The organism is Clostridium aciditolerans, assembly GCF_016316925.1.
Classification (GTDB): domain Bacteria; phylum Bacillota; class Clostridia; order Clostridiales; family Clostridiaceae; genus Clostridium_AM; species Clostridium_AM aciditolerans.
In genome coordinates this window covers 1-11,671 of record NZ_JAEEGB010000055.1, presented here as the reverse complement: position 1 = coordinate 11,671, position 11,671 = coordinate 1, and the positions used below count along the sequence as shown (strand labels likewise).

Genomic DNA, 11,671 nt, shown 5'->3' with positions numbered 1-11,671 from the left:
GGGATTTGTTTCCTATCTTCAGCACGTTAATAACTTTTAGTAATTCTATAGCTTGTGTTTCAAGATAACCTAAGAACTTTCGAGAACTCGCCGTGCTCAAACAACTTAAAGTTCTAAGGTTCTCTTAAAACCCTTCACTAAGACTGGCGCAAAGTTTTTAAATCTACTTCAGCTTTGGAAACATATCCCTCTGTATAAGCTAACTTTCCAGTTAGTAATCCTATAGCGGGACTACATCAAAATGGAGGTGATACTTTGAAGAAAATTCTAAACATAGCTCATAGAGGATTTAGTGGCATTTATCCTGAGAATACAATGTTAGCCTTCGAGAAAGCTGTAGAAGTACAATGTGATGGTATTGAGACAGATGTTCAGCTTACTAAAGATGGAGTAGCGGTCATATGTCATGATGAAACATTAGAGAGATCTACTGATGGAAGTGGATTTATAAAAAACTACACCTATTTAGAACTATCAAAATTAGATGCAGGTATTAAAAAAGACCATAAATTTTCAGGATGCAGAATACCTACATTAGATGAGTTCTTAGACTATATAAAAGACAAAAATATGCTCATAAATCTTGAGCTAAAAAATAGCATAATACAATATGAAAATATAGAGGAAGTAGTCATCGATAAGGTTTATAAATATGGAATACAAGCCAACTGTATAATTTCATCATTTAATCATTATTCAATGGTTAAATGCAAAGAGTTAGATAATAGTATTAAAACAGGACTATTATATGACGAAATCTTATATCATCCTGAAAAATACATAAAATATGTAGGTGCGGATGCTCTTCATCCTAATTTTCAAGCTGTATATTCTAAAGAAATCGTAGAGAATATAAAATCTAAAAATATAGATATAAATGTATATACTGTTAATGAAGAAGAAGACATGATAAATATGATTAGTTTAGGAGTAGATGGGATAATAACGAATTATCCGGACAGGTTAAAAGATATACTTCTAAGGACTAATATCTGAAATTCGGAAAATAAAAATTTTGCGTCGCAAAATTTTTATATTACGAATTAAAGTACCAACACAATTTAGTAAGGACGTGATTATATTGAAAAAAGGATATATCTATGCTGCAATCTCAGCAATTTTATTTGGTACTGCTGGAATATTTGTAAAGCTTGCTTATAAGACAGGATTAGATTCTATAAGCTTACTTATAGTTCAATATATGATAGCAGTATTTTTAATGTTTCTGATTGCATTTTTGAAGGATAGAAAGAAACTTCATGTTAGTAAAAGAGAGCTATTTAATATGGCTGTCCTTGGTGTAGTGGGAAACACCTTGATGACAGTATTTTATTATAAGGCATTTGAACACCTTCAGGTAGCAATGGTTACTATGCTTTTATTTACATATCCTATAATGGTGTTCATTTACTCTTCTATATTTCAAAAGCAAAAAATTGAGCCGAAAAAAATAATGGCTATATTTATGGCTTTTGTAGGGTGTACTCTTACCTTAAATATATTCTCAGCAGGAGGAGGATACTCAATCAAAGGATTAATTTTTGGACTTTTAAGTGCAGTATTCTATGCTTTTATGAATTTATATACAGAAAAGAGGTTGGATAATGCAGATGCATTATCAATAAATGCCTATTCTACACTATTTTCATTAATAACCTTATTCTTCATGAGAAAGCCTGGATTTTTGTTTGAAGGCAATATAAAATTTGAAAGTCTTGTGTACATAATAATTCTTGCAGTTTTGTGTGAGATAGTACCACTTACGTTACTATATAAATCTATACAGCATATTGGAGCGTTAAAGGTTTCAGTAATAGGTAACCTAGAGATACCAACGGCTGTGATAGTATCCTTTGTATTCTTAAGGGAGACTATTTCAATTACACAGATTATAGGAGCAAGTTTAATAGTATATGCTGTATATCTTATTAGAGAACAAAAATAGGGTATGGCGCTAAGGCGCCATACCCTATTGTACTGTAAGAGCTCTATTTTTAAAGTTTCCTAAGATGTTATTCACTGGTGATATAGTCACAAATGAGGTAGGATCTATTTCACTTACAATTTCTTTTAGTGTACTTAATTGATTTCTTTGTATAACTAGATATATAAACTTCTTATTAATGCTTGAGTACCCGCCAACAGCATCAAGCACAGTTACCCCTCTTGCCAATCTAGTTTGTATTTCATTAATTATAGAATCTGATTCTTCACAGATTATTACGCATTGTCTTGAAGAAGCAAGACTTTCTTGTATAGTATCCATAGTTTTTGATCTAACAAAGCTCATAATAATAGCATACATTACTGAGCGAGGACCCATTACAACTCCAACTAGTATATATACAACAATATCTTGAAGTAAAAGCAGTGTTGAGAGCTGAATTGACTTAAAATTATTATTTATAATTTTTGCAGATATATCTAGTCCACCAGTAGATCCATAGGCTATAAATATAAAGGACATTCCAACGCCAAAAAGCGCGCCGCAAAATATAGATGCAAGCAATGTGTCATTAAATTGATTAATTGAAATAAATTTATTCATATTGTCTATTAAGACAGAGGTAATAACTACCACAAAAGTGCTTCTTATTGTGAATTTTTTACCTAATAGCTTGTATCCAAAAATAAATAAAGGTGCATTTATTAGCATAGTTGTTAATCCAACCTTAGCTCCAAATATTTTATTCAAGGAAAGTGCTATACCAGTAACCCCGCCGCTTCCGATATTACAAGGTATCATAAATACAGCGGTTGTAAAAGCTAATATTATACTTCCTATTATTAATAATGAATATTCCATTATTATGCTATTCTTATCAAAAAAGTTCTTTAAGTTGTTCATTATGTAACCCTCCTTTAAGTAAAAAAATATTAAATTTGCAATTTTCAATTCACGCATAGATGATATTAGCATAAAATACTTTATTAGACAACACATATTATATTAATAATTTGTTACCTTTTAATTTTGCGTAAAATTTGCAAGTACAAGCTGTGAAAAATTTCATATATAGTATATCACATTTGAATTAGTATAGCATTTTAGAGGTTTTATGTATTTAGTAGGGTATAGTATTGCAATTTATTTATCAAAAGTAAAGCAAAAAGGCAAAAATATAAATTTTTTCTTGCATTTTTTTATTCTTGGTGTAATATAATAATATAGAGTATTTGGGAGGTTACGAAATGAGCATGAGTATAAATTTGGATTGTTTAAATATTAATGGATGTAAAAATATATATAGGAATTTATCTGTATCGGAGTTAGTAGAAGTTGCGGTTAAAAGAGGAGAGGGCGTTTTATCAGATAAAGGAGCCCTTGTTGTAAATACAGGAAAATATACAGGTAGATCACCTAAAGATAGATTTATAGTTAAACAAAGTAGTATTGAAGATAAAATCAACTGGGGTGAAGTTAATCAACCTATAGATGAAGATATATTCAATAAAATGTATGATAAGGTTGTTAATTATTTAAAAGGAAAAGATATTTTTGTATTTGACGGATTTGTAGGTGCGGATAAAGAATATACTCTTCCTATAAGAACAGTTTGTGAATGTGCTTATGAGGCTATGTTTGCAAATCAATTATTTAGAAGACCAACAGTATCTGAGCTGGTAGATTTTGAAGCTAAATTTAATATAATTGCTGCTCCAGGATTTAAGGCTAATGGAAAAGAAGATGGATTGAATTCTGAAGCATTTATATTAGTAAACTTTGATAAAAAGATTATATTGATAGGCGGAACTCAATATTCAGGAGAGATAAAGAAATCAGTATTTTCTGTTATGAACTTCCTATTACCTGAAAAAGGAGTAATGCCAATGCATTGCTCAGCAAATATAGGAAATGACGGAAGAACAGCTATATTCTTTGGATTATCTGGTACTGGAAAAACTACATTATCAACTGATCCAGAAAGAAGATTAATTGGTGATGATGAGCATGGCTGGTCCGATAAAGGTGTGTTTAACTTTGAAGGAGGATGCTATGCAAAGGCTATAAAGCTGGACAAGGATAAGGAAAAAGAGATATACAATGCTATAAAATTTGGTACAATACTTGAGAATGTAGTTCTTCACTCAAATGGTAAGCCAGATTATGATAGCAACAAGTATACTGAAAATACAAGAGCTGCTTATCCAATTGAATATATTGATAATATAGAAAAGAGTGGAATGGGTGGAAATCCAGATACTATAATATTCCTAACTGCAGATGCTTTTGGTGTAATGCCTCCAATAGCTAAATTATCTAAGGAAGCAGCTATGTATCACTTTATGTCAGGTTATACAAGTAAGGTTGCAGGAACTGAGAGAGGAATAACTGAGCCAAAAGCTACTTTCTCATCATGCTTTGGAGAACCATTTATGCTTATGAACCCAGCTGTATATGCTGAACTTCTTGGTGAAAAAATAGATAAATATGGTACAGATGTTTATCTTGTAAACACTGGATGGTTAAGTGGTGGATATGGCAAGGGAGATAGAATAAAGCTTTCTTATACAAGAACGATGGTAAAAGCAGCATTAGAAGGAAAATTAAAAGATGTGCAATATATGGAACATCCTATATTTAAGATTTCTATGCCTGTAGAATGTCCGGGAGTTCCATCAGAAATATTAAATCCTAAGAATACTTGGGAAGATAAGGGAGCATATGACACTAAAGCACTAGAACTTGCTGAAAAGTTTCAACAAAACTTTAAGAAGTTTAAAAATGTACCTGAAAGCATAGTTGAGGCAGGCCCTGCAACAAAAGAAGCTTCATGTGTATAATTAAAAAACAGTAGATAATTGTTATACTTTTAATATATAATAGATAATAAAACTTCGTTTCTATAAAGGTAATTTAGAAACGAAGTTTTTAACTTAAGACATACGAAAAGAAATAAGAGGCCAAATATGCGAGAATACTGGTCTATTATTTATTTGATTATGCCTTAAGTTAAAGTATTTGATGCGAGGGAGGTTGGGGTATGAAGACTAAGAGAATAGGGATGAGAAATATAAAAACAGCATTATCTGTAGCTTTATGTGTAGCATTATCACAGTTCTTAAATAGACAGGATATATTCTATGCAGCAATTGCGGCAGTTATGGCTATGCAAAGCTCGGTTTCAGATTCCTTTAAAGCAGGGAAAAATAGAATGCTTGGAACTATGGTTGGCGCTTTGATAGGGCTTATATTTGCTTTAATTCATCCAGAGAATGTATTGCTTTGCGGTATTGGAGTTGTTCTTGTAATATATATCTGTGATTTACTCGATTGGAATAAGTCAATAACTATATCCTGCACGGTTTTTTTAGTTATAATGTTAAATTTAAAGGGAAGAAGTCCTGTTTCATATAGTATGAGTAGAATAATAGATACATTCATAGGTATTGCTATAGCTGTACTTGTTAATTATTTCATATCACCGCCCAAACACTTAGATAAGATATATACAGAATGCATATTAGCAATAGACAAAGTGTTTGATATTGTTAGAGACAAGTTCTGTAATAATAATGAATTAGATTTAAAGACATTGGAAAAAGAAATCTCAATTCTTGAAGAGGCATTAAATATATATTTATCAGAATTTAGAATAAAACAGATAGATGCACAAATAAACAAGTTAAATGAAATCTTGGATATTTGCAAGAACATACATATGCACTTAAAGATAATCCAGTCCCTAGAAAATGATCATAGCTTAGATTATGAGAACTACTTAAGCATTAAAGAGTTGTTTAGATGTGATTTTGACCATGAAGAAAAAAATAGTGAAGCTGGAGCTGTATATAATTATCATGTTAACAAAACCTTAAAAGGTCTTTATATGCTAAAGGATTTAAATAAAGATATAATGTATTAGTAGCCTCCAATATCAATATGATGTATTTCTATTTCATATGTCTAAACTATTTGTAACTATATTGTAATAATTTATTTATAAAGTTTTGTTGTACGGATATTAACAATGATAGTATAATTATAATGTTGTATAAAACTAAATGAGAGAGTGAGTGTGAAAAATGGATTTTTTGCTTATATTTAAGGCTGTTATTATTGGTATTGTAGAAGGTATTACGGAGTTTTTACCTATATCATCTACAGGACATATGATTATTGTTGGAAATTTAATTAACTTTCAAGCACCAGCATATCGAAAAGCTTATATAGATATGTTTGAAGTAGTAATTCAGCTTGGTGCTATATTAGCTATTGTAGTATTGTATTGGAAGAAGATAAGAAACTCATTAGAAAATCTTGCTCCAGGAAAGTCAGGATTTAAACTATGGTTTAATATACTAGTAGCTTTTATACCATCTGCAGTTATTGGACTTCTTCTGCATAAAACTATAGAAGAAAAGTTATTTAATGCCGTTACTGTTTCACTTGCACTAGTAGTAGGTGGATTGCTAATGATATTTATGGAGAATAAATATAGAAGAGGAAATACCACAAGAAGTATAGATGATGTAAATGTGGTACAAGCATTTAAGATAGGGTGTTTTCAGTGTCTTGCATTATGGCCAGGTATGTCAAGATCAGCTTCTACTATAATGGGAGCATGGGTGAGTGGATTGAATACATTCGCTGCAGCTGAATTCTCATTTTTCTTAGCTATACCTACAATGGTAGCAGCTAGTGGACTTTCACTAATTAAGCTTAAGATATCAATGAATAGTGCTGAGATTGTAGCTCTTATAGTAGGCTTTGTAGTGTCATTTGTTGTTGCATTGGTAGTTGTAGAGAAGTTTATTAAATTTCTACAAAGAAAGCCTATGAGGATTTTTGCTATATATAGAATACTGGTTGGAATTATAATACTTGTATTAGCATTTACAAAGGTTATAGCTTAGATAGAATAAAAACCCGGGATTTCCTGGGTTTTATTTTTTTAGATAGATTCTTTGTAAATAGACTTTTATATAAGATAAAATATTTCTATAATACAAAAGAAGTAACATTTCATATTATCAGTTATAATATAATAGAACAAAATAAAAAAGACGAGTTATAAAAACTCGTCTTGGTGCTGAAGACCGGAATCGAACCGGTACGGGTTTTAAAGCCCGCAGGATTTTAAGTCCTGTGCGTCTGCCAGTTCCGCCACTCCAGCATGTTGCTTTCGACAAGGTTTATTATATGATAAATACGGTGCTTTGTCAACATTATTATAAAAATATTTTTTTATCCGCCTTAATTATTGTTTTGTTGTAAGTTTAAATCTAGGACCAAAAATGCCCTCCTTATGGGTAATCAATGCACTAGTAAAGAAAAAAGAAAAGCTTTTATCAGCTGCAATCTTTATGCCACTATCTACTACAACGTCATCATTAGGTTTTTGTTCATCCAGAACAATTTCTAGTTGAAGACCGCCTCAGCCAACTCCTCGTTTTGCGATTCTAATAGCTTCTTTATTTTGTTCTTTTAGCATCTCTTTTATTAAGCCAACTGATTTTTTATCAATGGATACTATCATATTGATACACCATCCTTTTTAATTAAGTTATAGGGTTGCAAGGCCGAAAATTGACTTACACCCCGGACTATGTTTCCAAGCTTCAGTCCGTTAAGCAGAGAGCCAAAATCTATGATTTTGTGCGAATCGCTTACTCCTCTGACGTAAGAAGGAGGAGTTTCATATAAAAGTTTTTAAATCTACCTTCAGCTTTGGAAACATATCCCTTTGTGTAAGTCAATTTTCTAGTTTGTAACCCTATAGTTTATTAATTTTTCTTCACTTCTTTAGTTATTGCAGCTTCTTTAACTGTTTCAACTTTATCGAAAACATTTATATACATTTGTTTAATTTCGCTTATTAATGGATATCTTGGGTTAGCTCCTGTACATTGATCGTCAAAAGCTTGTTCTGACATATCATCTAAGCTAGCAAAGAATTTCTCTTTTGTAACTCCAGCTTCATGTATAGTCATTGGTATATTTATCTTAGTTTTTAATTCGTCTATAGCTTTTATTAATAATTCAACTTTTTCATCTTCAGTGTTTCCGCCTAGGTTTAGGTAATCAGCAATTTTAGCATATCTCCACTTAGCATTTGGATACTTATATTGTGGGAATGCAGCTTGTTTTCTTGGACTATCTACTGCGTTGAATTTAATAACTTCATTGATTAACAATCCGTTAGCAACTCCGTGTGGTATGTGATGAGCAGATCCTAGTTTGTGTGCCATCGAATGACATACTCCTAAGAATGCATTAGCGAATGCCATACCAGCCATAGTTGAAGCGTGAGCCATTTTTTCTCTTGCTTTTACGTTAGTCGTACCCTCAGCATAAGCTTGTGGTAAGTATTTGAATATTAATCTCATTGCTTCTAGCGCTAATCCATTTGTAAATTCTGAAGCAAGAACTGAAACGTAAGCTTCTATAGCATGAGTTAATGCATCTATACCTGATGCAGCAGTTAACCCTTTTGGCATACCCATCATTAATTCAGCATCAACGATAGCCATATCTGGAGTTAGCTCGTAGTCAGCAAGTGGGTATTTAACGCTTGTTTTTTCGTCAGTTATAACTGCAAATGGAGTAACTTCTGAACCAGTACCAGCGGATGTTGCCACTGATATCATCATAGCTTTATCACCTAAGTGAGGAAAAGCGTATACTCTCTTTCTTATATCCATAAATCTCATAGCTAGATCTTCAAATTTTACTTCTGGGTGCTCATACATTACCCACATAATCTTAGCAGCGTCCATAGCTGAACCACCACCAACAGCTATAATAGTATCTGGATTGTAGCTCATCATTTCAGCAGCACCTTTTTTAGCTGTAGCTAGAGTTGGATCTGGCTCTACATCCGTAAATATCTTGAAGTCAACTCCGATTTCCTCAAGAACTTTAGTAACCTTATCGCAGTATCCTAATTTGTAAAGAACCTTGTCAGTTACTATAAATGCTTTCTTTTTATTCATATCCTTTAATTCTCTTAATGCAACTCCAAGTGAACCATATTTAAAGTAAACTTTTTCTGGAACTCTAAACCAAAGCATATTTTCTCTCCTCTCAGCTACACTCTTAATGTTTAGTAGGTGTTTAGGGCCAACGTTTTCTGATACAGAATTTCCACCCCATGATCCACAACCCAATGTTAGAGAAGGAGCTAATTTAAAGTTATATAAATCTCCTATAGCACCTTGCGCTGAAGGCATGTTTATTATTGTTCTTCCAGTCTTCATAGCAGCGCCGAATTTTTCTACTTTATCTTTTGCAGTCATAGTATCAGCGTATAATACTGATGTATGACCAAATCCCCCTAACTCAACAAGTCTTTCAGCCTTAGCAAGTGCTTCGTCAAAGTTCTTTGCTCTATATAAAGCGAGAACAGGGGATAGTTTTTCATGTGAGAATGCTTCTTCAAGCTCAACTGATTCTACTTCTCCAATAAGAACTTTTGCAGTCTCAGGAACTTTTACTCCAGCCATTTCAGCTATCTTGTAAGCTGACTGACCTACTATTTTAGCGTTTAAAGAACCATTTATTAATATTGTATTTCTAACTTTATCTATTTCATCTTTTTTGAGGATGTAAGCTCCTCTTTCTGCGAACTCTTTTCTTACTTCATCATATACTGAGTCTAGAGCTATTACTGATTGTTCAGAAGCACAGATAACACCATTGTCGAAAGTCTTTGAAAGAAGTATTGAGTTTACAGCCATTTTTATATGAGCAGTTTCATCAATTATAGCTGGTGTATTACCTGCGCCAACACCGATAGCTGGTTTACCTGATGAGTAGGCAGCCCTAACCATTCCTGGACCACCTGTTGCAAGAGTTATATCTGCTTGGCTCATAACAACCTGAGAAAGTTCAACTGATGGTTCATCTATCCATGCCACTATTCCTTCTGGAGCACCAGCTGCTACTGCTGCATCCAGAATTATTTTAGCTGCAGCTATAGTTGAATTTTTTGCTCTTGGGTGAGGGGAGAAGATTATAGCGTTTCTAGTTTTTAAAGCTATTAGTGCTTTAAAAATAGCAGTTGATGTTGGATTAGTTGTTGGAACAACAGCAGCAATTACTCCTATTGGTTCTGCAACTTTTTTTATACCGAAGGATGCATCTTCTTCTATAACTCCGCAAGTCTTATCATCTTTATATTTATTGTATATATATTCTGAAGCAAAGTGGTTTTTTATAACCTTGTCTTCTACAATTCCCATTCCAGATTCTTCTACAGCCATTTTAGCAAGCTTTATTCTTGCGTTATTTGCTGCCATTGCTGCTTGTCTAAAAATTTCATCAACCTGTTCTTGTGTGTAGGTAGAAAACTTTTTCTGAGCAGCTTTTACCTCTTCTAATTTTTTCATTAATTCGTCAATATTTGTTACTTTCATTGATTAGCACCTCTTTCTCAGTTTTTATTAATGAACACACTAAAGAGTTTTTAATACTCTGAATTATCGTTAAGTAAGTTAGTATTTACTGTTTTTGTTTACCACTCTTGTGATTTATAATACTATTATGTATCATTGTTTGTTAAATGTCAATCATACTTTGAGAAATTTTTATCAATATTCTTGCTAAAAATTAGTGTAAACGTTATCTAAATATAACAATATGCATAAAAATATAATGAAATTATATGAAACAGCAAAGATGAGATTGTTAAATACTTAACTTTTATAGAGTGAAACAGTTAAATAAAAAACATGTAACAGATTTTGGTAAAATAAATTGTTAATAAATATATTTTTGTTTAGTAAACAAATTACTTCTACATAGATAAATAAATTCGAAGCTTAACTTATATGTGGTAGTTTCAGTAGAATATCACAAGCTTAAATTTCATTGCTTCCTAAATCAGGGGAGACTACTACGGATAAGCTAATCAGGAAATTTGTCCACTTATCTATAGAGTTTTCTGGTCAAGCAGAGAGCTAAAATCTTGAATAGAAATCTCTAATTAATGATTTAAATAAAGTTATTTGCCTACAAGTTAATAAAATATTGTGTTCCTATAGATTACAAGTGAAGATAAATACATATTAAAGTAATGAATAGATAAATTTTAATGTACTATATAGATGTAGGAAAAAGTAAAGTAATCTAAAGTTTACAATATAGATAAAGATTTCGTCGGCAGAATAATAAAAGCCTCTAAAATAAGACTTTATAAAATTTAGCAGCAAACTTATCCTAGTGTATCAATATATGAAAAAAGAAAAAAATAGTAGGTATTATTAGAATAAAAAAGATAAAGTCGAATAAATAAGAACATATTAGATTCATGAGTAGTGTTTTGTGATAAAATAACATATGTCGTCGAGAGATGATAAAAACTTAATAAAAAATCAACAAAAGAAAAATGTTGACAAGAATTAAGTTGTATGATATTCTAATAAAACCAAAATATTTGGTCTTTGAAAATTAAACAGAGGTTAAAAGTTATTTAAACTTTTATTAAGTAAACTAAACCAGCAATTCTTTTGAACTACTTTTATAAGTAGAAAAGGAAGTTAAACACTGACGTGTTTAACTAAGCGACCATCACAAAATCAGAGATTTTGGATGTCTGCTTAACTAATGAGCATTCAAACTTTTAAATTGAGAGTTTGATCCTGGCTCAGGACGAACGCTGGCGGCGTGCCTAACACATGCAAGTCGAGCGATGAAGCCCTTCGGGGTGGATTAGCGGCGGACGGGTGA

7 protein-coding genes, 1 tRNA gene and 1 rRNA gene are annotated in these 11,671 nt (G+C 31.9%); 6 read left to right on the top strand and 3 right to left on the bottom strand.

All coding sequences use genetic code 11. The features are described 5' to 3' along the window. Positions 1-255 precede the first annotated feature (255 nt). Both I6U51_RS24135 and I6U51_RS24130 read left to right on the top strand, forming a co-directional pair. A complete protein-coding gene (locus I6U51_RS24135; protein ID WP_211145095.1) occupies positions 256-996 on the top strand; it encodes a glycerophosphodiester phosphodiesterase in 741 nt (246 codons plus the stop codon). Positions 997-1,072: 76 nt separating this feature from the next. Further along, positions 1,073-1,945 carry a DMT family transporter gene (locus tag I6U51_RS24130; protein ID WP_343069866.1) on the top strand — a complete coding sequence of 291 codons (873 nt, stop codon included), beginning with the start codon at positions 1,073-1,075 and terminating at the stop codon, positions 1,943-1,945. A 24-nt stretch (positions 1,946-1,969) separates the two neighbouring features. On the opposite strand, the gene I6U51_RS24125 is transcribed toward I6U51_RS24130, so the two are convergent. Then, positions 1,970-2,848: a YitT family protein gene (locus I6U51_RS24125; RefSeq protein ID WP_246517674.1), complete on the bottom strand. Its 879-nt coding sequence runs from the start codon at positions 2,846-2,848 to the stop codon at positions 1,970-1,972. Between the two features lie 350 nt (positions 2,849-3,198). Here I6U51_RS24125 and pckA point away from each other — a divergent pair, with 350 nt between their 5' ends. From pckA to I6U51_RS24110, 3 genes are all read left to right on the top strand, one after another. Beyond that, positions 3,199-4,785 (top strand): phosphoenolpyruvate carboxykinase (ATP), encoded by a 1,587-nt coding sequence (gene pckA, locus I6U51_RS24120; RefSeq protein WP_211145096.1) that lies wholly within the window; start codon positions 3,199-3,201, stop codon positions 4,783-4,785. Positions 4,786-4,985: 200 nt separating this feature from the next. Beyond that, positions 4,986-5,867 carry an FUSC family protein gene (locus I6U51_RS24115; RefSeq protein ID WP_211145093.1) on the top strand — a complete coding sequence of 294 codons (882 nt, stop codon included), beginning with the start codon at positions 4,986-4,988 and terminating at the stop codon, positions 5,865-5,867. A gap of 160 nt (positions 5,868-6,027) precedes the next feature. After that, the gene (locus I6U51_RS24110; protein ID WP_211145092.1) at positions 6,028-6,858 is read left to right on the top strand and encodes an undecaprenyl-diphosphate phosphatase; all 831 of its coding nucleotides are present in this window, start codon (positions 6,028-6,030) and stop codon (positions 6,856-6,858) included. Positions 6,859-7,029: 171 nt separating this feature from the next. Here I6U51_RS24110 and I6U51_RS24105 read toward each other — a convergent pair. Together I6U51_RS24105 and adhE are read right to left on the bottom strand one after the other, a co-directional pair. Beyond that, positions 7,030-7,118 (bottom strand) — tRNA-Leu (locus I6U51_RS24105). 610 nt (positions 7,119-7,728) lie between these two features. Continuing rightward, complete coding sequence (adhE, locus tag I6U51_RS24095; protein ID WP_211145090.1) at positions 7,729-10,359, bottom strand: bifunctional acetaldehyde-CoA/alcohol dehydrogenase; 2,631 nt, start codon at positions 10,357-10,359, stop codon at positions 7,729-7,731. 1,206 nt (positions 10,360-11,565) lie between these two features. Here adhE and I6U51_RS24090 point away from each other — a divergent pair. Beyond that, a 16S ribosomal RNA gene (locus tag I6U51_RS24090) occupies positions 11,566-11,671 on the top strand; the annotation flags it as partial.